Raw genomic sequence first — 20,974 nt, forward strand, 5'->3', positions numbered from 1 at the left:
CGTCCCTTGAGATGTCTTCTCCAAGCAAGGATCGCAATCGATGAAAGCACCGTCATCGGGAAGTGTCGCATCTTTCCTGCAGGTCGCACCAATGGCCATCATCCTGATCTGCCTGGTGCTGCTGCCGCTGTGCATGATCTTTGCTGTCAGCTTCATGGATTACGGCTTCGCCGAGGTGATACCCGAGCTCCTATGGGAGAATTACACCGACATCTTCACCTCGGACCTGACGCTGCGGCTTTACGCACAGACCTTCAAGTTCGTGGCGATCGTCTGGGCGGTGACGCTGCTGCTTGGGTTCACCATCTCCTACTACCTGGTGTTCCACGTCCGCAGCGGCGCCATGCGGGCGATCTGCATGGCCGCCTGCGCAATCCCCTTCTGGACGTCAGGACCGATCCGGATGATCTCCTGGATCCCGCTGCTCGGGCGCGAGGGCCTGGTCAACAAGGCCCTGCTCGACATCGGCGTCATCGAACAGCCGCTCAGCTGGCTTCTCTATTCCGAGTTTTCGGTGATCATCGTCTATATCAACGTGCTGACGCTGGCGATGCTCGGGCCGATCGCCAACTCGATGAGCAAGATCGACCAGAGCCTGATCCACGCCGCACGCGACCAGGGCGCCAACGAATGGCAGATCGTCACCTCGATCATCCTGCCGCTGGTCAAGCCCGGCATCGCCATCGGCTCTATCTTCATCATCACCGCAGTGATGGGCGACTTCTTCATCGTCAAGCAGATGGGTGGCGGTCAGATCAACACCGCTGTCGGTGCGATCACCACCGAACTCAATGCCTTCCAGTACCCGCCGGCAGCGGCGAAATCAGTGGTGATGCTGGTGATCGTGCTCACCTTCGTGGCAGCCCTGTTGCGGCTCGTCGACATCCGCAAAGAACTGGCGAACTAGGAGATTGAGAATGCGTGAAAGAGGACAACCCCGCCCGAGTTCCTTCTATTTCCTGTTCGCCATCTTCGCCCTCTATCTCGCATTTCTTTACGGGCCGATGCTGTGCGTCTTCATCCTGTCGTTCCAGGGGCCGACGGGCGGCATGAGCTTCCCGATGGTCGGTGTCTCCACGCACTGGTTTCAGGTTCTCTTTGCCGGAAGCGGCGGCGCCGGCGTCGGCGATATCCATGATTCCTTCATCCGCTCGATGCGGCTCGCCGCCATCGTCGCAACGCTGACGGTGCTGATCGCGGTTGCCGCCGGCATGGCCTATCGGCGGAAATTCCCCGGCTCCAATTTCGTCTTCTATTCGGCCATCACATCGATGGTGCTGCCCGGCATCTTCGTCGGCTTCGGCATCGCGCTTGCCTTCAATCTGATGGGTTATCAGGTGGAGTGGTTCACATCAGGCATCGGCGCCCAGCTCACATGGTCGCTACCCTTCGGTCTGCTGATCATGTTCATCGTGCTCGGTCGTTTCAACAGATCCTACGAGGAAGCGGCCACCGATCTCGGGGCCACCAGCTGGCAACGGTTTCGCGAGGTGATCCTGCCGATCATCCTTCCGGGCGTGATCGGCATCTTCATGGCCGGCTTCACCTCATCCTACGAGGAGGCGGCACGCACGTCGCTGAATGTCGGCACCGGCAACACCATGCCAATGGAAATCACCGGCCTGCTGACCGCCGCCACCTCCCCCGTGCTGTTTGCGGTCGGCACGGTCACTACACTTTTCTCCTTCTCGCTGGTGATCGGCACGTTGCTTCTGACGATGGCAATCGCAAGACGCCGCCGCCTGCGCATTCGCGCCCATTGACCGGAAATTTCAGCCAGAGGTGACCATCATGAGACATGACAAGAAACTTGCGGCCGAAACGGACATGTCCCGCGACCCGAAGCAATCCGCACGACCGCGCACCAACGACGTCGAACTGGTCGCGCTGACCAAGCACTATGGCGACAGCACCGCCGTTGACACGATATCGTTGCGCATTCCCGCCGCCAGCTATTGCTGCCTGCTTGGGCCGAGCGGCTGTGGCAAGACGACGACGCTGCGGATGATTGCCGGGCATGAGATCGTCTCGGAAGGCGATATCCTGATCCAGGACAGGAACGTCACCATCGCGCCCGCCGTCAGTCGCGGCACGTCGATGATGTTCCAGAGCTACGCGCTCTTTCCGCATCTGAGCGTGCTCGACAATGTCGCCTTCTCTCTGAAATTGCGCGGGATCTCGAAGACAGAGCGCCACCGCGAGGCGATGGAATATCTGGCGCTGGTGCAGATGGAGAACCTCGCCGATCGCATGCCCGCCCAATTGTCCGGCGGCCAGCAACAGCGCGTGGCACTGGCCAGATCGCTGATCACCAAACCAAAAGTGCTGCTGCTTGACGAGCCGCTTTCCGCGCTCGATCCGTTCCTGCGGATCGCCATGCGGGCCGAACTGAAACGGATACAGACGGAGCTTGGCATCAGCTTCGTGCATGTGACCCACAGCCAGGAAGAGGCCATGGCGCTTTCCGATGTCATCGTCGTCATGAATGGCGGCAAGATCATGCAGGCGGGTTCCGCGCGCGATGTGTTCGAGAAGCCAACGAATGCCTTCGTCGCCCGCTTCATCGGCGGCCACAATGTCATCCGCATCGGCGACCGCACGGTGGCGGTTCGCGCCGACAAATGCCACATCGCCAATGCGTCCGACGATCGCCACACGATGGCAGAGGTGGTGGGGCGGGAGTACCAGGGGCCGACCGTTCGGATCAATCTGATGACGGCTGACAAACAGCCCTTGTCGGCGCTCATTCCAGACGGACAGTTCTTCGCGGCACCCTATGCTGTCGGCGACAGGGTCACCGTTTCCTGGTCGCCCGATGATGAATGGAGCCTGCAGGGGTGATGATCCGGATCCTGCCCGGCTGCTCTGTCGCAATTCCAATCAGACATGAAAGCAAAGGCCGGACTATCCGGCCTTTGCTTTCATGTAGAATCGACTGGACGACAATGCGTAAGATACGGCTTACGCAGCGTAGACACCCGGCTTGGAGCCGGCCTCGGCAAACAGCCAATCCTTGAAGCGGTTGATGGCTGACGATGTCACCTGCATCGAAGAGACGAGATAATAGGGATTGCGGATAGGATAGGCTTCGCCGAGACGTACCAGTTCGCCGGTTTCAAGCGCCTTCTCGATCAGGATCGAACGTCCGAGCAGTGCGCCCATGCCGGCCTTGGCGGCCTCTATCGCCGGGCCGCCCTGATTGAACCTCGGGCCTTTCGCCGTGTCGTTGCGCGCAATGCCATATTCCCTGAGATAGCGTTCCCAATCGGGATACTGGCCGTTGCTATCGGCCTTGGCGCGGTCGACATGGACGAGCGGCAGATCGCGAAGCGAGCGAAAGCTGAGTTCGCCATATTCCTGCGCAAGCTGCGGCGAGCAAACCGGAATGATCTCTTCCTCAAGAAGCAGTTCAACCTTGCGGTCGAGATTGGTGCGCCAGTTACAGATCCAGACGTCAGATGTATCCGCTTCGATCTGGGAGCGCTGGATGAAGGTCGTCAGCGAAATGTCGATGTCGGGAGAGATCCGGAAAAACCGCTGGAGCCGCGGCATCAGCCAGAGCGACGCCACGGAAGCCGAAGCTCCGACAACGAGGCGATCGGGCATATCCAGCGGCTTGCGCAACGAGACGATAGCATCGTCGATCAGGTCGAGCGCCTCGGTCAGTTTCGCAAGGCAGGCGCGCGATTCAGGCGTCAATTCCAGGCGGCTGTTTTTTCGAAGGAAAAGCTTCGACTGCAGAAACTCCTCCAGAAGCCGTATCTGGTGACTGACCGCCGTCGGCGTCACGCAGAGTTCGTCGCTCGCACGGACAAGGCTGTTATGTCTTGCTGCCGCTTCAAAGGCGCGAACGGCATTGAGAGGTACACGTCGTCTCATCAGAATGCCCCCGTATCAGATCCCCCCGCGCTTAAGAAAACACGGGCATCAACCGACAGCAAGCACATTTTTTGTTCAATATCATTCCGCGTTTATTTTTTAGGCGCATCGGTTTTCCGGGCGGCCAAAAGCCTACTCGGCGGGGCGGGCGACCGGCCCATCGACAAATTCCTCAGCAAGCTTTGACGCCCTGCCCAGATCGAAAACGATCTCGCGTCGCATCCGCCGGAAATAGGCGTAGGCCAGGCCCATGCCGAGGCAACACAGGGCTCCGTTTGTGAAGATCGATACCCAGACACCGAATTGTTCGGCGACGAAGCCCGTCAGCATAGCCCCGATCGGCGAGGAGCCGGTGATCAGCAAATGCACCATGGAGGCGAAGCGGCCGCGCATGTCGGGCGGGGATTGAAGCTGCAGCGAAGCGCTGACGGAGGCCGAGAAGGTGACGGCAGAGGCGCCAACGACGACAAAGAGGCCGCAACTGAGCCAGAGGTTATCCGTCAGGGATATGGCGATCAGCATAAGGCCGAAGCTGAGGCCGGAAAGCAGGATGCGCGGCACAGACGGTGCGCCACGGCTCGTCAGCAGAAAGGCAGACACGAACGAACCGGTCCCGAGGCAGGAGTTGAGCAAGCCGAATTCGGCTGCGCTCGCATGCACGAGGTAGTTGGCGACAAGCGGCACAATCGTCGTGAAATTCTGCCCGAACATGCCGATAAAGGCTGTGGCGATCAGCAGGAACAGAATTGTCGGCGTCTTGCGGGCATAGGAAACGCTCTCGCCGATCTGCATCAGCACGCTGCGCTTGCCGGAAAAGCGCGTTGGCTGCAGCTCGCTGCTGCGGATCAGCACCAGAGCGAGCAGAATGGCGGCGAAGGTCAGGGCATTGAGCAGGAACGCTGTTCCGACACCAAAGATCGCGATCACGACACCCCCGATCGCCGGGCCGACGATCCGGCCGAGATTTTGGATCATCGATACTAGCGCAACGGCATTCGGCACACTTGGAAGATCGACCAGCTCACTGACGAATGCCTGCCGCAGAGGGGTGTCCAGCGCGTTGATGACGCCGAGCGTCAGCGCAAGACAATAGACATGCCAGATGGTCACCGTGTTGGTTGCAACCAGAATCCCGAGCACCAAGGCCTGCACTGCTGCAAACGCCTGGGTGAAGAACATCAGCTTTCGTCGCGGAAACCGGTCGGCGACGGCGCCGCCGATGAGCGCGAGCAACATGATCGGCAGAAACTGCAGTGACGCGACGGTGGCCAGCGCCAGTGACGAATTGGTCAGCTTCAGGACAAGCCATCCCTGCGCCGTCGTCTGCATCCACGGTCCGGTCACCGATACGAGCAGACCGAAGAAGAAGATCCTGAAATTGCGGATACAGAGTGCAGGAAATCGGCCGGCCAGGCGGCCGGGTGCAATCGAGGCAGCCATCATTCACCTGTCAAACAGCTGCTCTCATGACGTATTCGTCCGGCTTCCGGTTCACGTCGAACCCCCAGCGCTCACGGATTGACGCTTGCCGCTCGAGATCGATCTCGGCGACGACGAGCTCATCCGTCATGGTCTTCGCCTTCTTGATAATGGCGCCGTCGGGACCGATGATCAGGCTGCCGCCGATGTAACGCATGCCGTTTTCGACACCTGCCTTGCCGGCCGCGATCACATAGGTCCCGTTGGAATAGGCGCCGCCGCACATGGCAAGCTCGGAGGCGCGACGTGCGCTCGAAAGCGTGTTGCTCCCCATGACAGGCGTATTGTAGCCGACACAGACGATGTCGGCACCATTGAGTGCGAGCGAACGATAGGCTTCGGGAAAGCGCCTGTCGTAGCAGATCAGTCCGCCGAGCTTGATCGGATCTGTGTCGTAGACGCCGAAGCCCAGATCGCCGGGTGCGAAGTAGCGCTTTTCCAGGATGGTGACTTCGCCGCTCGGCTTGGGTTCGACGAAACCGGGTATGTGCACTTTTCGGAACGTGCCCACGTGCCTGCCGCTCTTGTCGATGAAGGCCATGGAATTATAAACACCCTGACCGGTCAGTTCGGCAAAAGGCAGCACGATGGCCATACCGTGCGCCTTCGCCTTTGCCGACACGGCGGCAATCGCGGCGTCATTGTCCGCCTTGGCGGCATAGAGCTCGGCACGATCATGCACCGTTGCGCCGAAATAGGGCGTCAGCGCCAGCTCCGGCAGCACCACCAGCCTGACCTGCTGTTCCGCTGCCTGATCCAGCAAGGGAAGAATGCGCGAAACCGTAGCCTCAATGCTGCGGCTGGCTGGGCCAAGCTGTAGTGCGGCGGCAAAAAACGTCATGATGCGGTCTCTCTCATGCCATGGAATATCGGGAGGAAATCAGGCCGCGGCACTCGCTACCGAAGCACTCTCGCTGATCTGCCGCAGCGCCTCGTCCGCCGAGATCACGTCGCAGATCTTGAACTGCATGTCGAAGAGTGCCGCGGCATGAGACATCTCGATGCGGTCGAACACCGCCTCCTCGATCACCTGCATCTTGTAGCCGAGCGCCATGCCCTCGACGCAGGTTGCACGCACGCAGCCGCTGGTGCTGTTGCCACCGACAAGCAGGCCGTCAACACCGAGATTGTTGAGCATCATATGCAGGTTGGTGAAGGTGAAGCAGCTCGGCGTCTGCTTCTCGACGAGGAACTCGCCGGGCTGCATCGCGACCTCGACAGGTATCTCTGAATTCACGTTCAATGCGCTGAAGTTGTTCGACGGGTCGGCCGCAGGCAAACCGCTGATACCGTAGAAGACATGCTTGGAATAGATGACCGGCATGCCTGCAGCACGCGCAGCGCTGAGCAGGCGCTGCTGATATGGAATTGACTTCCATGCATGCGGGCCACACGCGCCGGAGTACACGTCGAGCTGCTCGTAGATCGGCTTGTCGAAGCCGCAGGCAGTCACCTGCATGTCAATCAGCAACAGGGCATTGCGCTGGCCCGGACCATTGGCCACCCGTGGCTTACGTACCGCCATGACCTTCTTGTCATCCTCGGAAAGAAATTTGTCCCAGACTGCCATCCGCCTCTTCCTCTGCATTATCAACAACTGCAGCAAACTTAGCTTCGGCGGTCACATGTGGCGAATGGCGATTTCTTCGGTCGCGGATGAGAAATGCTCAGGTCTCCGCATTCGCTTGTCGTGCGTCCAACAGCGATCGACGACGGGGACAGCCTTACAGACTGCGGGTTCTCTGCCAAGCCGCTGCCAGGCGCTCCGGCTGGTGACGGCGGCCGATCAGGACGACCTTGTTGTCGCTCTCCGATGGCGCGCCCGCCAGCAGCTCCAATGGTTGGACATGGCCGGCGACAGACTGAAACAGAAGCCGCCCACGAGACGATGCGACAACACCCTTTGCGCGGATCAGATCACCGCCGTGTCGATGCAGAAGGGCAGTCATGAAGGCCCCGAAAGCATGCCAGTCGGATGGATCGACCGGGTTCTCGCCGAGTTGCAATGTCACTGAGCAAAGTGGATCGTCGTCTGACTGGAATTCGAAGCTCACATGTCGCGGTGACGGCATCACCGGGAGTTGCTGCTCCTTGCCAAACGCGTAGGCCCTGACAGGCGCCACCGGATTGAGCATCCCGATGAGATGGATCATATCCGCAAGATCATCGGGGGAACACACATCAACCTTGGTCAATGCGATCTCGTCTGCACTCTCCACCTGCGAACGGGCGAGGCCATCGCCGAGGAGCCGTGCAAAGCCATTCCGAGCATCGACCGCAACGATTACGCTTTCAAGGCGTAGATGGCGTTTGAGGACGGGATCGTCCAGGATTGCCCGGACAATCCGGGCGGGCTGCGCGATGCCGCTCGTCTCCATCAGAATGGTCCTGTTCGGATGTTCGCCACGCCCATCCTTGGTCCGATCGTTGCAAATCTCGTGCAGCACCGCCAGAAATTCATCGAGCCGTTCGCAACAGGCGCATCCGCCGGCCACCACCTTCAACGTTTCGGCGCGCTCGAGGAGATACTCGTCGACCGCCACCTCAGCCATTTCGTTCAGCAGGATGATCGGGCGATCCGCCTGTTCGAACAGCCGGTGGCGCAGCCAGGTGCTTTTGCCCGCACCGAGAAAGCCGCCGAGAATCGACAGGGACATCAGCGCCTGCGTCATGCCACCGGCTCTGACGGCTCAGCCAACGGGTCGTAACGCCCTCCCGTCCAGGCGTTTACGGTCGCCCAGACGTCATCGAAATTGCGGCAGATGGCGCGCTTGCCGGTGGCCGTGGTCAGCAGGAAGTCGGGAGAATTGAGCTGCGATTTCACGCCGATGCGATAGGGGCGCAACATCGACGAAATGATCCGCGCCATCGCCATCCGCGTTGCCATGCGCGCGTGCGGCGACGTGTCCGCGGCATCCGTCCATTGGCCGGCCAGTTGAGGATAGCCACAACCCGCGCACATCTGCACATCCTTTCAGAATTGGAGAGTGCCGAGGATTGCAGTTATCCTCGGCAACGTCGGGCATGCTTCAGATGACGGCCGGCCGCTTCTTGCCCGCGAAGGGGAAGCGAGCACGAAAATCGTCGGCAATCGTTTCGAACGGCTGCCATTCGATGCCGGAATGCGTGTTGATATGGTCGATCAGGCGTTCGAGCATCATCAGCACCTGAGGACGGCCGGCAACATCGGGATGGATGGTGAAGCAGAAGGCTGCGTAGTCCATCTCGCGATAAACCCAGTCGAACTGCTCGCGCCACATATCCTCGATGTCGCGGGGGCTCACGAAGCCATGGCTGTTCGGCGCAGCCTTCATGAACATCATCGGCGGCAGATCGTCGACATACCAGTTTGCACCAATATCGACGAGATCGATTTCGTCGCCATGGATCATCGGCTTCATCCAGCTCGATGCCGGCTGCGTGTAGTCGATCGTGTTCCACCGATCGCCCACCCGGGCATAGAACGGCTGGAAATCGCGGTAACCTTGGCTGTGGTCGTAGGAGAAACCGTATTTCTGCAGCAATGCGGCCGTGTTCACCGACATCTCCCACCATGGGGCCACGTAGCCGCGCGGCTTCTTGCCGCTGAGCGCCTCAATCAGCTCGATCGACTTCGCCAGCACATCCTCTTCCTGCTGCAGCGTCATGGCGATCGGATTCTCGTGCAGATAGCCATGCGCACCGATTTCGTGACCCGCGGCCACGATCATGTCCATTTCCTTCGGGAAGCTTTCGAGCGAGTGCCCCGGGATGAAGAACGTGTTCGTCATCCCGTATTTCTTGAACAAGCGCAGGAGGCGCGGAATTCCCACCTCGGTTGCGAAGACACCGCGCTGGATATCCGAGGGGCTATCTCCGCCACCGTAGGATCCGATCCAACCCGCGACGGAATCGATATCCACTCCAAAACTGCACTTGATCGACTTCATACCGGCGTCCCCTTTTTTTGCCTTGCGACCGACAGGCTACAAGACCGGGGACATGTTTGGCCAGCCATCCGGCTGACAGATTTTTCTTGGTCCCGAGCCCGTGCCTTCCGGGGCGACGGGGCTGAGCGCAATTATGAAACACCGCCGAGTGATCGCTTCGTCTGGATCATCAGGAGATGAACATCAGGCCGACCAGCTGCGGCCAAGCACATCGACCCAATTGCGCCAGGCAATCTTGCCAAGTTCTTCATCGTTGAAACCGTGGACGCGAAGCGCTTCGATCAGCCGGGGAAGGCCCGCGGCATCCTTCAATTCGGCGGGGATCGTCGTCCCGTCGAAATCCGAACCAAGCGCGACATGATCGATACCGATCCGGTCGGCAATGTAGGCGACGTGCCGCACAAGCAGATCAAGAGAGGTGTTGGTATCCCGCACGCCATCGTCGCGCAGGAACAGGACGCCGAAATTGATGCCGGCGAGCCCGCCGGTATCGCGGATCGCGTCGAGCTGGCGATCGGTCAGATTGCGGCTATGAGGGCAGAGCGCATGCACATTCGAATGCGATGCGACCAGCGGCGCCTTCGACAAGGCGGCAATGTCCCAGAAGCCCTGTTCGTTCATGTGCGACAGATCGACCATGATTTTCAGCTCGTTGCAGGCGCGGATCAGATCCCTGCCCGCCTCGGTCAAGCCCGGCCCGATATCCGGCGTCGAGGGGAAGCGGAAGGGCACGCCGTAAGCGAAGATGTTGGGCCGGCTCCACACCGGACCGAGCGTGCGCAGGCCTGCCTGGTGCAGCACGTAAAGCGCGTCCAGATTTCCGGCAATCGCCTCGGCACCCTCGATATGGAACACGGCGGCGAAACTGCCGGCATCCATCGAGCGCCGGATATCCTCAGCACTGCGGCACACGGTCAGCGCGCCGTTCGATCTGCTCTCGATATCGAACAGCAGCCGCGCCATCGCCAGCGTTTCATTCAGGGCATCCGGCTGGGCAGGCGTTGGGAAATCGCCGTTGGCGTCCTTGGTCATGCTGGGCGAAGGAACGTAGATGGCGCAAAGGCCGCCGGCCAGGCCGCCCGCGCGGGCCCGCGGCAGATCGATGTGGCCGGACGCTTCACCCTCCAGAAACGGCGTGATCGGGTCTTCAACTCCGCTGCGGTGCAGACGCAGCAACGCGTCGTTATGGCCGTCGAACACTGGAACGAGAGAATTCGGCATCTTTTCAAAAATCCTGAGACAAGCCTGAAGGTCGCACAATCTCTAAGGTATGTCGGCGCCGGGCCACAAATGCAATCCGCGCATAACCCTTGCGAAAAACGGAATTGGTCGCCCCGAAACCTGCCTGATAAGAGGCGTGATCAAAATTGCGGCAAAGCCATGCAGATCTCTGTCGTCTGCACGGCCGGTCTTCGGATCATCAAAAGGGGAATTAAAATGGTATCAAGACGCAACTTCCTGATCGGCGGCGCAGCCCTGCCCTTCCTGTCCTACATCGATCTGGCAGAGACAGCCTTTGCAGCCACGCCGAAGGACATTCTCGTTGTCGCCCAGCAGCTCGACAACATGACCAGCCTCGACCCGCATGAAGGTTTTGAGGCCGTTGGCGGCGAGATGATCAGCAACATGTACCAGAAGCTGGTACGCGCCAACAGCGACAAGCCGGACGAGGTCGATCCGGTCATCGCCGCCTCCTGGGAAGCGGACGCAGACGGCAAGGTCTTCACCTTCAAGCTCGCCGACGCAACCTTCTCCTCCGGCAATCCCGTAACGGCTGACGACGTGGCATTCTCGCTGCAGCGCGCCATCAAGATGAACAAGAGCCCGGCCTTCATCATCAACCAGTTCGGCTTCAATGCCGAGAACGTCGAAAGCCGGATCGTCGCTACCGACGCCAAGACCGTGACGCTGACGACCGAAAAGCCGACGGCAATTTCCTTCCTGCTGTTCTGCCTGTCGGCAAACATTGCAGCCATTGTCGAAAAGAAGACCGTTCTTGCCAACGAAGCCAATGGCGATCTTGGCAATGCCTGGCTGCAGAAGAACAGTGCCGGCTCCGGCTCGTTCCTGCTGCAGGCCTGGAAGCCGAGCGAAAGCGTGTCGCTGACCCTCAACGAACACGGCCCCTACAAGGGCAACCTGAAGCGCGTGGTCGTGCGTCACGTGGTCGATCCGTCGTCGCAGATGCTGATGCTGCAGAAGGGCGACGTCGATATCGCTCGCGACCTCACCTCCGAGCAGATGAAGGCGCTGAAGACCGACGAGGACGTCGTGCTCGTGCGCAAGCAGATCGCCTCGCTTGTGCTGATCTCGCTGAACCAGAGCAATCCCAACCTTGCCAAGCCGCAGGTATGGCAGGCCGTCAAGTGGGCACTCGACTACGAAGGCATGCAGCAGAACATTGTTCCGCTGACCCACGAAGTGCACCAGAGCTTCGAGCCTGCCGGCTTCCCCGGCACCGTCGATGACGCGCCGTTCAAGAAGGACGTCGCCAAGGCAAAGGCGCTGATGGCCGAAGCCGGTCTTGCAGATGGCTTCGACATCACCATGGACCACTATTCGGCGCAGCCCTATCCTGATCTCGCGCAGGCGATCCAGGCCAACCTCGGTGAAATCGGCATCCGCGTGAAGCTGCAGTCTGCCGAGAACCGCCAGGTTCTGACCAAGATGCGCGCCCGCCAGCACGAGATGGCGCTGTCGGCCTGGGGCACGGACTATTTCGACCCGAACTCCAATGCCGAAGTGTTCTGCATCAACAAGGATAATTCCGACGGCGCCAAGACCAAGCCCTTCGCATGGCGCTCCAGCTTCAAGAGCGACGACTTCACCGCCAAGGCTGAAGCCGCACGCGACGAGAAGGACCCGGCAAAGCGCCTGGAACTCTACGCAGCGCTGCAGCGGGACTTCATGCAGAACAGCCCGTTCGCCGTGATGTTCCAGACGACGAAGACAGCTGCCTGCCGCAAGAACGTCGAAGGCTTCCGCCTTGGCGCGCTGTCGGAAGGCAACTCCTACCTGGAGACCAAAAAGGCGTGAACCGTCGTCTCAAAAGCATTGCCGCGACACTGAGCAGCGTCCTCCTGACGCTGTTCGGCCTGACCGTGCTCACCTTCCTTATTGGGCGGGTGATGCCGGTCGATCCGGTCATTGCCGCCGTCGGCGACAATGCACCGGAGGACGTCATTCTCCGTGCGCGGGCAGAGATGGGACTGGATCAGCCATTGCCGATCCAGTTTCTCCACTATCTGAACCAATTGCTCCATGGCGATCTCGGCGTGTCGGTGCTGACCAGGAACCCGGTGTCGCAGGATATTGCCCGCTTCTTCCCGGCCACGTTCGAACTGGCCACCGCAGCGCTTATCCTCGCAGTGGTGATCGGCGTTCCGCTTGGCGTATGGGCGGCGGTCCGGCAAGGCTCGTTTACCGACCAGGCAATCCGTGTCGTCTGCCTTGCCGGCCATTCGGTGCCGGTGTTCATGCTGTCGCTGATTTCGCTGCTGGTGTTCTATTCGGCACTCGACATCGCGCCCGGCCCCGGCCGTCAGGACATCATCTATGATGGCATGATCGCTCCCATCACCGGCATCCTGACGATCGACACGCTGGTTGCCGGCGATTTCGGTGCCTTCTGGGACGCGCTTGCCCATATGGCGCAGCCGGTCATCATTCTCGCCTATTTCTCGATGGCCTATATCGCCCGCATGACGCGCGCCTTCATGATCGACGCGCTGAAGGGTGAATACATCATCACCGCACGCGCCAAGGGACTGTCGCTCGCAACCGTCATCTGGGGGCACGCCTTCCCGACCGTTGCCGTGCAACTCGTTACCGTGCTGGCGCTGACCTATGCAGGCCTTCTCGAGGGTGCTGTCGTCACCGAGACGGTGTTCTCGTGGCCGGGCCTCGGCCAGTACCTCACCGTATCGCTGATGAATGCCGACATGAACCCGGTCGTCGGCGCAACGCTTCTGATCGGCCTGATCTATGTCGGCCTCAACCTGCTCGCGGACCTTCTCTACCGCGTCCTCGATCCTCGGGTACAATAATGATCGCCACCTTCCGAAACTGGGCGCTCGACGAATCCCCGTCCTCTCGCCAGCAGGCCGCCTGGGGCAACCGCTACCGCATCTGGCTCAACCTGCGCTCCAACCCGCTCGGCATGATCGGCCTGACGATCATCGTCGTGTTCGTGGCACTGTCGATGCTGGCACCTTTGCTCGCCTCGCATGATCCGGCAACGCAGGAGCTCGCAAACCGCCTGGCTGCACCGAGCGCCGCCCATTGGTTCGGCACCGACGAGCTTGGGCGCGACATCTATTCCCGCCTGCTTTACGGCGGCCGCGTCACGCTTGGCATGGTCATTGCCGTCGTCGTGCTGGTCGCCCCGATCGGGCTCGCCATCGGCTGTATCGCCGGCTATTTTGGCGGCATCGTCGATACTATCCTGATGCGCCTGACGGACATCTTCCTGGCCTTCCCGCGCCTTGTCCTGGCGCTCGCCTTCGTGGCGGCCTTGAAGCCCGGCATCGAGAGCGCCGTACTGGCCATCGCACTCACCGCCTGGCCGCCCTATGCGCGTCTGGCACGCGCGGAGACCATGACGGTGCGCGGCAGCGACTTCATCGCCGCCTATCGCCTGACGGGCGGCTCGGCCTGGCGCATCATCTTCCGCCACATCGCGCCGCTTTGCATGCCCAGCCTGATCGTGCGCGTGACGCTCGACATGAGCTCGATCATCATCACCGCCGCAAGCCTCGGCTTCCTCGGCATGGGCGCACAGCCGCCATCCCCGGAATGGGGTGCGATGATCGCCACCGCCAAGCGCTTCATCTTCGAACAATGGTGGGTCGCCACCATTCCGGGCGTTGCGATCTTCCTCGTCTCGCTGGCCTTCAACTTCCTGGGCGACGCGCTGCGCGACGTTCTCGATCCGAAGGGAGCTTGACGGCATGCTGGTCGAGATCAACAACCTTCATATCGGCTTCGAGAGCCGCACCGGCTTCGCGCCGGCGGTCAAGGGCGTATCGATGACGCTCGGCACGGAAAAGCTTGGCATCGTCGGCGAAAGCGGCTCGGGCAAGAGCCTGACAGCACGCGCGCTGATGAAGCTGCTGCCGAAACAGACGCGCATCGAAGCCGACAAGCTCTCCTTCGATGGCATCGACATCTTGAGCGCAACCGAAAAGCAGATGCGCCAGATCCGTGGCAAGCGGGCCGGCTTCATTCTGCAGGACCCGAAATATTCGCTGAACCCGGTCAAGACGATCGGCAGCCAGGTGGCGGAATCCTGGCGCACCCACAAGGGCGGCAGCCGGCGCGAAGCACTCGAAGCCGCAGTCACGCTGCTGGAACAGGTGAAGATCCGCGATCCTCGCAAGGTCGCAGCATCCTATCCGCACGAAGTCTCGGGCGGCATGGGCCAGCGCGTCATGATCGCCATGATGCTGGCACCCGATCCGGAGCTGTTGATCGCAGACGAACCGACGAGCGCGCTCGATGCGACGGTGCAGGCCGAAATCCTGCGCCTGATCGAGGAACTGGTTTCGGAACGCGGCATGGGCCTGCTGCTGATCAGCCACGACCTGCCATTGGTCTCCCATTTCTGCGACCGCGTCGCGGTGATGTATTCCGGCCGTGTGGTCGAAGAGATCAAGGCATCCGAACTGCTCTCCGCAAAGCATCCCTATACGCGCGGGCTGCTGAACTGTATGCCGTCACTGCTCCATCCGAAGGAGCGCCTGCCAGTGCTGACCCGCGACCCGGAGTGGCTGAAATGACGATCGATATCGACAATCTCCGCATCCGGTTTGGCGACCGTGAAGTCGTCAAGGGTGTGTCTTTCTCGGTCGCAGCCGGCAGCAGCTTCGGCATCGTCGGCGAAAGCGGTTCCGGCAAATCGACGGTTCTGCGTGCCATGGCTGGCCTCAACAACGACTGGAGCGGTCGGATCTCGTTTTCCGGCAATGACGCGCCGTTGTTCCGTCCGCCGGCGTTCTTCCGCAAGGTGCAGATGGTGTTCCAGGATCCCTACGGCTCCCTGCACCCGCGCCAGACCATCGACCGTATCCTCTCCGAATTGCCGCTTGTCCACGGCATGGACCGCATCGACGACCGGATTGCCAAGGTGCTATCAGCCGTGGCGCTACCGCAGAACGCCCGCTTCCGCTATCCGCACCAGCTGTCCGGCGGCCAGCGCCAGCGCGTGGCCATCGCCCGCGCCCTGATCGCCGAACCTGAGGTCCTTCTTCTCGACGAGCCGACAAGTGCGCTCGACGTCTCGGTCCAGGCGGAAATCCTGAACCTCCTTGCCGACCTCAGGGCAGAGCGAAAGCTCACCTATGTCATGGTCAGCCACAATCTCAGCGTCATCGCGCATCTGTGCACCGAGGTCGGGGTGATGGTCGATGGCAACATGGTGGAACAACTCACGGCCGAAAACCTGAGGCTCGGCAATGTCAGCCATGCTCATACCCGCGAACTGCGGAGCCTGAGCGTGGAACTCGAGGAGCCGGCCTGAGCGGACCCAGGCCCGGTTCCCGCGTTTTTCTTTCGAGGATACAGCATGCAAGATACCGCCGATTGGAACGCTGCAGCCGCAGCCGTCAGGACGTTCACCAGTGGCTGGACGGCTGAACAGCCGGGCGGCGCCGTCATTGGCTTCGACGCCCGTGGCATTCGCTTTGCAGAGGCCGGCGGCGTCGAGAGCCTTGCGACCATGGCACCGTTCTCTGTGCAGACGGTCGTGCGCTATGCCTCCGTCACCAAGCATGCCTTCTGTGCCATGGTGCTTTCGCATCCCGACGCAATCTCGCTTGGCGATACGCTCGGGCAACATCTTCCCGAGTTGCAGACGCCGATGGCCGATGTCACGGTCGGTCGCGCGCTCGATATGAGCGGCGGCCTGCCCGATACACGCGAATGCCTGTCGCTGCTCGGTCTGTCGGTCTATACCGAAACCAAGTCCGGCCCGCTTTTCGATTTCCTGGCCCGGCAGACCCGCCTCAACTACGAGCCGGGAACAGAGGTTTCCTATTCCAACACCGGCTACCGGCTGGTCGAGGAAGCCCTGCAGCGCAAGGGTCTGTTCTTCCGCGATTTCATCCGCAACACCGGCGCCGGGGCAGACGCAGCATTCGACGCACCTGACATGTGGAACGATGCCGTCGCCGGTCTGGTGCCGGGCTATTGGCATGACGGCGAAAAGTGGCAGCTGTCGGCGGCCGGCCTGCATATCTCCGCCTCCGGCAGCATGACCGGCAGCGCCACCAGTCTCGCCAGCTGGCTGCGTGCGCTGCTCGCCGGCACCGGTGAGCTTGGCGGCATGCTCGCTCGTCTCTCGGCACCGCGTAACCTCGCCGATGGTCGCGAGAGCGGCTACGGTCTCGGCATGCGCAGAACCATTCTCGGCGGTCGCCACTTCACCGGCCATGGTGGCTCGCATCCGGGCTACAAGACTTACTTCCTTCTCGATCCACAGACCAAGTGCGGCTTTGTCATCGTTTCCAACCGCGAAGACACCAATGGCAACAAGATCGCGCAGGAGGCAATGGCCGCCTTGCTGGATCTGCCATTGCCCGTCCCGTCAGCGGCCATAACCGATGGCCTCTACGTTACGGAAACCGGACCTTGGTGGATCGAGGTCAAGGGCTCCACGGTGACCTGGCTCGATGCCGACGACACCGTTTACGAAGACGACGGCGTGTTCGTTTCATCGCTGTCGGCCTCGTCTCCGATGCGGCTGAAGATGGATGGATCGGCGATCGTCGGCGAAATAGGCCACCCGGCGCGACGTCTGCTGCCTGCCGTGGACGACGGCGTTCCCGCCTCGCTCTCGGGGCGCTGGTTTTCGGATGAAGGCGCCTTCTTCGAGGTCGATGGCGATGTCGTGGTGATGGGTGTCGGCCCTGTCAGGCACCGGATGCCGCTGCGCGCGCTCGGCGCTGGTCGCTTCCTGTTCACGCTGAAGGATGGTCCATGGACGAAGCGGGTGTGCATGCATCTGCTTGATGCCAACCGGCTGGAGCTGGTTCTGTCCCGCGCCAGAATGATCGAGTATAGCCGCGCCGGTTGATTGCATTTTCCCGCCAAAAAGACCAATTGAGGGCACGGCTCATGCAGCCGGTTGAAATTGGAGCGACTGGTGGAAGTCAAATGGCTTGAAGATTTCCTGGCGCTGGCGGGAACGCTGAACTTCTCGAAAGCGGCCGAGGAACGCCACGTCACGCAATCGGCTTTCAGCCGCAGGATACGGCAGCTGGAAGCCTGGGTCGGCACCAGCCTGATCGATCGCGCCACCTATCCGTCGCGGCTGACGGATGCGGGCCACCGCTTCGTGCCCATCGCCGAGCAGACGTTGCAAGGCCTCTATCAGGCACGGCGCAACCTGCAGCACGAGGAGGGAACGGACGCGCGGACAGTGACGCTGACGGCGCTGCACACCCTGTCGTTCACTTTCTTCCCGAACTGGCTGAACGATCTCAACGCCCGACTGGGGCCGATCGTTTCTCATCTCAGACCGGATTCAGGCAGCATGGAAGAGAACCTAGACTCGCTGATCAACGGCGATTCCGACTTCCTGCTGACCTACCAGAACCTTCATGTGCCGATGCTGCTCGACCCCCAGTTCGAACATCACCGGCTCGGCGCCGAGACCATCGTTGCCGTCACGGCACCGGATGCCGAAGGAAATCCGCGACACCGGATCGAGCCGGGCTTTGCCCATGTGAGCTATCAGAAGACCTCTTTCTTCGGCCAACTGGTGTCTGGCGCGATGGCGGAGCGCCTGCCTCCTGACAACCGCGTCCACGTTGGCAGCATGTCGGTCGGCCTGAAGGGCATGGTGATGTCCGGCTGGGGGCTCGCGTGGATACCGGAAAGCCTGGTCGCGGCGGAATTGGCCGATGGCAGCCTGGTGAGGGCGGCAGGGCCGGACTGGGACATCGAAGTCGAGATCCGGCTCTACCGTTCCAGAGAAAACCGCCGACCGATCGTCAAACGCATATGGGACGTGTTGGTCGGCGATTGATTGGTTCAGACCGCGGTGCGGCGGGCATTGTCCATGTAGAGCGTGCGCAGGCGCTTGAACATCGGCCCCGGTACACCATCGCCGACGGGCTTGCCGTCGATCGCCGTGATCGGCACGATGAAGTTGGACGCGCTCGTCAGGCAGGCTTCGCGGGCAGCCATGGCTTCCGCAACGGAAAACGGACGTTCCTCGATCGTCAGGCCCTGTTCGCGGGCAAGGTCCAGAACGGCCAGGCGCGTGCAACCCGGCAGCGTCGCATTGCCGTTGCCGCGGGTGATGATCTTGTCGTCATGGGTAATGATATAGGCCGTCGATGACGCGCCTTCGGTGATGAAGCCGTCCTCGATCATCCATGCCTCATCGCAACCGTCAGCATTGGCGATCCGCTTGGCAATCACCTGCGGCAGCAGGCAGACGCTCTTGATATCGCGGCGCTCCCAGCGCTGATCCGGCACGATCTTGACCTTGAGGCCCTTTTCGACGGCAGCCACATGTTCCAGCGTCTTGACCTGCGTGAACAGCAGCAGGGTCGGTTCGAGATCGTCCGAATAGAGAAAATTGCGATCCTCGGCACCGCGGGTATACTGCAGATAGACGACCCCCTCCGTCAGCTTGTTCTCTTCGACCAGCCGCTTTTCGATCGCCACGATCTCGTCGGTGGTGACAGGCAGCCGTCCACCGATCTCGCCGACGCTGCGCTCCAGGCGCGCCATATGCAGAGGACTGTCGATCAGCTTGCCGTCCAACACGGCTGTCACTTCGTAGATCCCGTCTCCGAACAGGAAACCACGATCGAAGATCGAGATATGCGCTTCATTCTCAGGAAGGAACGCGCCGTTCAGATAGACGGTGCGGGTGGTCTGGCTCGGCATGGGAACTCCGTCATGCATAGTGAAAAGTGTCAGCGACGCCTGATGGTATCGAGAGAAATCGCCTCGAAGGTCGATCTCTTGTCCGTGCCGGCATTGTAGCCATGCGTTGTCGTCGCCATGGTGAGGGAATTGATGATGGCCTCCTCGGTCGCCTCGATCACCGCTTCGAACAGCGGCGAGACGGCATCGTTGGAAAGGACCGGATATTCGGCAATCGCCTTGCGGCGGGCCGGTGTGCGGCGAACCGCCTCGGCCGTCGAAAAAGCCAGCGCGTAGTCACCCGAGCCATTGGAAAGGGCGGCACCCGTGCGGGCGAGACCGCCGAAGCAGCGCTCCGCCAGGCGTTTCAGATTGCGCGAACAAAGTGGTGCGTCAGTGGCAACCACCATGACGATCGAGCCATCCCTGTCGTGGACATCGTTTGGCCTGTAGGCCTGGCCCGCAATCGTCAGCGTGCCACCGTAGTTCGACTGGACCAGCACGCCAAGCGTATACGTCTTCGACGCAACCGAAACCCGGCGCGAACTGCTGCCCATACCACCCTTCAGTCCGAAGGCCACCGTGCCGGTTCCCGCTCCGACCGCGCCCTCTTCGACCGGTCCGGTCTCAGCGGCAGCCAGGGCCGTCAGCATCTCTTCAACGGTCGGCCGTGGAGCGCGAATATCGTTCAGCCGGGAATCATTGGTCTCGCCGACGACAGCGTTGAGCGATACGACGCGCTCATTGCCCGGCTGGGCAAGCGTGAAGTGGTTGATCGCCTCGATAGCGCGTCCGACGGCCAGCGTGTTGGTCAGGATGATCGGCGTTTCCGTTTCGCCAAGCTCGGCTATCTGGGTGCTACCTGCGAACTTGCCGAAACCGTTGAAGACAGCGAGTGCTGCAGGCACCTTGTCCTGAAACAGATTGCCGCCATGCGGCAGGATGGCTGTGACGCCGGTACGGGTGCGCTCGCCTTCGTGGCAGGTCACATGCCCGACGCATACACCCGCGACGTCGGTGATCGCATTCGAGGGTCCGGTCTCAAACCGCCCCGGCGCGATACCAAGTGCGCGCAGCCTCATACGTGTGTCGTCTGTCATGCCGATCAAGCCCCGGAAGCAATGACGACATGTTACTTGCTGATGCCGGGCAACGGCACAACAAAAACGGAATAGTTTCAGACCTGTCTTGCAATGGGCGCTTGGTCACCCGGCCCAAAAGTGGCCAATGACCGCTACCGCTGATCTGGGCATTAGGCAAAAGCGCGGGGCATTGCCTCTGAACAGTCTTTGCCCGACCCCAATCGGACCGCAGCATACCAGCAAACTATTGGAGGAACCGAAGAGCAGGCAGTGGGGTCGCATATGGCGACACCCACTGCCGTCAGAATGCCCTGGGAGGGTCATTTACCAGACAAACTTCACATAACATGATTTTTTTGTAAAGCACTTCGCGGTGGTCGATGTCGAATTATTCCATTGGACAGCCAGTTAGACTCCCCATCTAACTCTTCCGCCTCGCCCAGCCCCGCCAGAACAATGCAGCATCACCATACCTTCAGAATTCGTGAAGATTGATCGAGCGCACCGAAGGCATCTGCGAACGCGATACCACTGGATCTACCCGCGGAGCCTGGGTTTCTTTGCCGCCGATCAATGTAATTGGTGGCCGAGATCATGCCGGGCTGACCTTGATCGGGGCTCAATGGCGAACTGGCCTTGCCGTCGGCAACCCGCGACGCCTTGTGAGGGCATTGCGATTTTCCATCTTATAGTATACCCCCCTATATTAATCCTACATGTACCAAGACG

General features: G+C 60.9%; 20 protein-coding genes. 10 read left to right on the forward strand and 10 right to left on the reverse strand.

Annotation, left to right across the window (positions count from 1 at the left end):
- The first annotated feature begins 40 nt into the window (after positions 1 to 40).
- The 3 genes from GVL52_RS02315 to GVL52_RS02325 all read left to right on the forward strand — a co-directional run bounded on the left by GVL52_RS02315 (position 41) and on the right by GVL52_RS02325 (position 2,841).
- Positions 41 to 907, forward strand: coding sequence for an ABC transporter permease (locus tag GVL52_RS02315; protein WP_160003678.1), 867 nt, complete (start codon positions 41 to 43; stop codon positions 905 to 907).
- Positions 908 to 917: 10 nt separating this feature from the next.
- Complete coding sequence (locus tag GVL52_RS02320; protein WP_160003680.1) at positions 918 to 1,763, forward strand: ABC transporter permease; 846 nt, start codon at positions 918 to 920, stop codon at positions 1,761 to 1,763.
- Between the two features lie 64 nt (positions 1,764 to 1,827).
- Positions 1,828 to 2,841, forward strand: a complete 1,014-nt coding sequence (locus GVL52_RS02325) for an ABC transporter ATP-binding protein (protein WP_244619086.1) — start codon at positions 1,828 to 1,830, stop codon at positions 2,839 to 2,841.
- 120 nt (positions 2,842 to 2,961) lie between these two features.
- Here GVL52_RS02325 and GVL52_RS02330 read toward each other — a convergent pair whose 3' ends face one another.
- The 8 genes from GVL52_RS02330 to GVL52_RS02365 all read right to left on the reverse strand — a co-directional run bounded on the left by GVL52_RS02330 (position 2,962) and on the right by GVL52_RS02365 (position 10,508).
- Entirely contained in the window at positions 2,962 to 3,879 is a 918-nt protein-coding gene (locus tag GVL52_RS02330) for a LysR substrate-binding domain-containing protein (RefSeq protein WP_160003684.1), read from the reverse strand.
- A gap of 132 nt (positions 3,880 to 4,011) precedes the next feature.
- Positions 4,012 to 5,319 (reverse strand): MFS transporter, encoded by a 1,308-nt coding sequence (locus GVL52_RS02335; protein WP_160003686.1) that lies wholly within the window; start codon positions 5,317 to 5,319, stop codon positions 4,012 to 4,014.
- A gap of 10 nt (positions 5,320 to 5,329) precedes the next feature.
- Complete coding sequence (locus GVL52_RS02340; protein WP_160003688.1) at positions 5,330 to 6,199, reverse strand: nitrilase-related carbon-nitrogen hydrolase; 870 nt, start codon at positions 6,197 to 6,199, stop codon at positions 5,330 to 5,332.
- 39 nt (positions 6,200 to 6,238) lie between these two features.
- Positions 6,239 to 6,928 (reverse strand): isochorismatase family protein, encoded by a 690-nt coding sequence (locus GVL52_RS02345; protein ID WP_160003690.1) that lies wholly within the window; start codon positions 6,926 to 6,928, stop codon positions 6,239 to 6,241.
- A gap of 154 nt (positions 6,929 to 7,082) precedes the next feature.
- Entirely contained in the window at positions 7,083 to 8,030 is a 948-nt protein-coding gene (locus GVL52_RS02350) for a GTP-binding protein (protein ID WP_160003691.1), read from the reverse strand.
- Entirely contained in the window at positions 8,027 to 8,320 is a 294-nt protein-coding gene (locus GVL52_RS02355) for a hypothetical protein (protein WP_160003693.1), read from the reverse strand. The genes GVL52_RS02350 and GVL52_RS02355 overlap by 4 nt, the downstream gene beginning before the upstream one ends.
- Before the next feature lie 67 nt (positions 8,321 to 8,387).
- Entirely contained in the window at positions 8,388 to 9,287 is a 900-nt protein-coding gene (locus GVL52_RS02360) for a polysaccharide deacetylase (RefSeq protein ID WP_160003695.1), read from the reverse strand.
- 183 nt (positions 9,288 to 9,470) lie between these two features.
- Positions 9,471 to 10,508, reverse strand: coding sequence for a dipeptidase (locus GVL52_RS02365; protein ID WP_160003697.1), 1,038 nt, complete (start codon positions 10,506 to 10,508; stop codon positions 9,471 to 9,473).
- 216 nt (positions 10,509 to 10,724) lie between these two features.
- Here GVL52_RS02365 and GVL52_RS02370 point away from each other — a divergent pair, with 216 nt between their 5' ends.
- The 7 genes from GVL52_RS02370 to GVL52_RS02400 all read left to right on the forward strand — a co-directional run bounded on the left by GVL52_RS02370 (position 10,725) and on the right by GVL52_RS02400 (position 18,312).
- Positions 10,725 to 12,323 carry an ABC transporter substrate-binding protein gene (locus tag GVL52_RS02370; RefSeq protein WP_160003699.1) on the forward strand — a complete coding sequence of 533 codons (1,599 nt, stop codon included), beginning with the start codon at positions 10,725 to 10,727 and terminating at the stop codon, positions 12,321 to 12,323.
- Complete coding sequence (locus GVL52_RS02375) at positions 12,320 to 13,333, forward strand: ABC transporter permease (protein ID WP_160003701.1); 1,014 nt, start codon at positions 12,320 to 12,322, stop codon at positions 13,331 to 13,333. Before GVL52_RS02370 ends, GVL52_RS02375 begins: the two co-directional genes overlap by 4 nt.
- Positions 13,330 to 14,232 carry a nickel transporter permease gene (gene nikC, locus GVL52_RS02380; RefSeq protein ID WP_160003985.1) on the forward strand — a complete coding sequence of 301 codons (903 nt, stop codon included), beginning with the start codon at positions 13,330 to 13,332 and terminating at the stop codon, positions 14,230 to 14,232. Before GVL52_RS02375 ends, nikC begins: the two co-directional genes overlap by 4 nt.
- Before the next feature lie 4 nt (positions 14,233 to 14,236).
- A complete protein-coding gene (locus GVL52_RS02385) occupies positions 14,237 to 15,064 on the forward strand; it encodes an ABC transporter ATP-binding protein (RefSeq protein ID WP_160003703.1) in 828 nt (275 codons plus the stop codon).
- Entirely contained in the window at positions 15,061 to 15,804 is a 744-nt protein-coding gene (locus GVL52_RS02390) for an ABC transporter ATP-binding protein (protein ID WP_160003705.1), read from the forward strand. Before GVL52_RS02385 ends, GVL52_RS02390 begins: the two co-directional genes overlap by 4 nt.
- 45 nt (positions 15,805 to 15,849) lie before the next feature.
- Complete coding sequence (locus tag GVL52_RS02395) at positions 15,850 to 17,358, forward strand: serine hydrolase (RefSeq protein ID WP_160003707.1); 1,509 nt, start codon at positions 15,850 to 15,852, stop codon at positions 17,356 to 17,358.
- A 69-nt stretch (positions 17,359 to 17,427) separates the two neighbouring features.
- Positions 17,428 to 18,312 (forward strand): LysR family transcriptional regulator, encoded by an 885-nt coding sequence (locus GVL52_RS02400; RefSeq protein WP_160003709.1) that lies wholly within the window; start codon positions 17,428 to 17,430, stop codon positions 18,310 to 18,312.
- A gap of 5 nt (positions 18,313 to 18,317) precedes the next feature.
- Here GVL52_RS02400 and GVL52_RS02405 read toward each other — a convergent pair whose 3' ends face one another.
- On the reverse strand, positions 18,318 to 19,184 hold the full coding sequence (locus GVL52_RS02405; RefSeq protein ID WP_160003711.1) for a D-amino-acid transaminase: 867 nt from the start codon (positions 19,182 to 19,184) through the stop codon (positions 18,318 to 18,320).
- A gap of 29 nt (positions 19,185 to 19,213) precedes the next feature.
- Positions 19,214 to 20,263 carry a P1 family peptidase gene (locus GVL52_RS02410; RefSeq protein ID WP_160003713.1) on the reverse strand — a complete coding sequence of 350 codons (1,050 nt, stop codon included), beginning with the start codon at positions 20,261 to 20,263 and terminating at the stop codon, positions 19,214 to 19,216.
- Between the last annotated feature and the right edge of the window lie 711 nt (positions 20,264 to 20,974).

This window comes from Rhizobium sp. 18055, from assembly GCF_902706285.1.
In the GTDB taxonomy this organism is placed as follows: Bacteria; Pseudomonadota; Alphaproteobacteria; order Rhizobiales; family Rhizobiaceae; genus Rhizobium.

What these genes read in the sequence shown, in the direction of transcription:
- GVL52_RS02325 (WP_244619086.1), top strand. Translation starts at nt 1,828, where the DNA reads ATGTCCCGCGACCCGAAGCAATCCGCACGACCGCGCACCAACGACGTC.
- GVL52_RS02315 (WP_160003678.1), top strand. Translation starts at nt 41, where the DNA reads ATGAAAGCACCGTCATCGGGAAGTGTCGCATCTTTCCTGCAGGTCGCA.
- GVL52_RS02395 (WP_160003707.1), top strand. Translation starts at nt 15,850, where the DNA reads ATGCAAGATACCGCCGATTGGAACGCTGCAGCCGCAGCCGTCAGGACG.
- GVL52_RS02320 (WP_160003680.1), top strand. Translation starts at nt 918, where the DNA reads ATGCGTGAAAGAGGACAACCCCGCCCGAGTTCCTTCTATTTCCTGTTC.
- GVL52_RS02385 (WP_160003703.1), top strand. Translation starts at nt 14,237, where the DNA reads ATGCTGGTCGAGATCAACAACCTTCATATCGGCTTCGAGAGCCGCACC.
- GVL52_RS02340 (WP_160003688.1), bottom strand. Translation starts at nt 6,199, where the DNA reads ATGACGTTTTTTGCCGCCGCACTACAGCTTGGCCCAGCCAGCCGCAGC.
- GVL52_RS02370 (WP_160003699.1), top strand. Translation starts at nt 10,725, where the DNA reads ATGGTATCAAGACGCAACTTCCTGATCGGCGGCGCAGCCCTGCCCTTC.
- GVL52_RS02360 (WP_160003695.1), bottom strand. Translation starts at nt 9,287, where the DNA reads ATGAAGTCGATCAAGTGCAGTTTTGGAGTGGATATCGATTCCGTCGCG.
- GVL52_RS02330 (WP_160003684.1), bottom strand. Translation starts at nt 3,879, where the DNA reads ATGAGACGACGTGTACCTCTCAATGCCGTTCGCGCCTTTGAAGCGGCA.
- GVL52_RS02410 (WP_160003713.1), bottom strand. Translation starts at nt 20,263, where the DNA reads ATGACAGACGACACACGTATGAGGCTGCGCGCACTTGGTATCGCGCCG.
- GVL52_RS02350 (WP_160003691.1), bottom strand. Translation starts at nt 8,030, where the DNA reads ATGACGCAGGCGCTGATGTCCCTGTCGATTCTCGGCGGCTTTCTCGGT.
- GVL52_RS02365 (WP_160003697.1), bottom strand. Translation starts at nt 10,508, where the DNA reads ATGCCGAATTCTCTCGTTCCAGTGTTCGACGGCCATAACGACGCGTTG.
- GVL52_RS02405 (WP_160003711.1), bottom strand. Translation starts at nt 19,184, where the DNA reads ATGCCGAGCCAGACCACCCGCACCGTCTATCTGAACGGCGCGTTCCTT.
- GVL52_RS02390 (WP_160003705.1), top strand. Translation starts at nt 15,061, where the DNA reads ATGACGATCGATATCGACAATCTCCGCATCCGGTTTGGCGACCGTGAA.
- GVL52_RS02355 (WP_160003693.1), bottom strand. Translation starts at nt 8,320, where the DNA reads ATGTGCGCGGGTTGTGGCTATCCTCAACTGGCCGGCCAATGGACGGAT.
- GVL52_RS02335 (WP_160003686.1), bottom strand. Translation starts at nt 5,319, where the DNA reads ATGGCTGCCTCGATTGCACCCGGCCGCCTGGCCGGCCGATTTCCTGCA.
- GVL52_RS02345 (WP_160003690.1), bottom strand. Translation starts at nt 6,928, where the DNA reads ATGGCAGTCTGGGACAAATTTCTTTCCGAGGATGACAAGAAGGTCATG.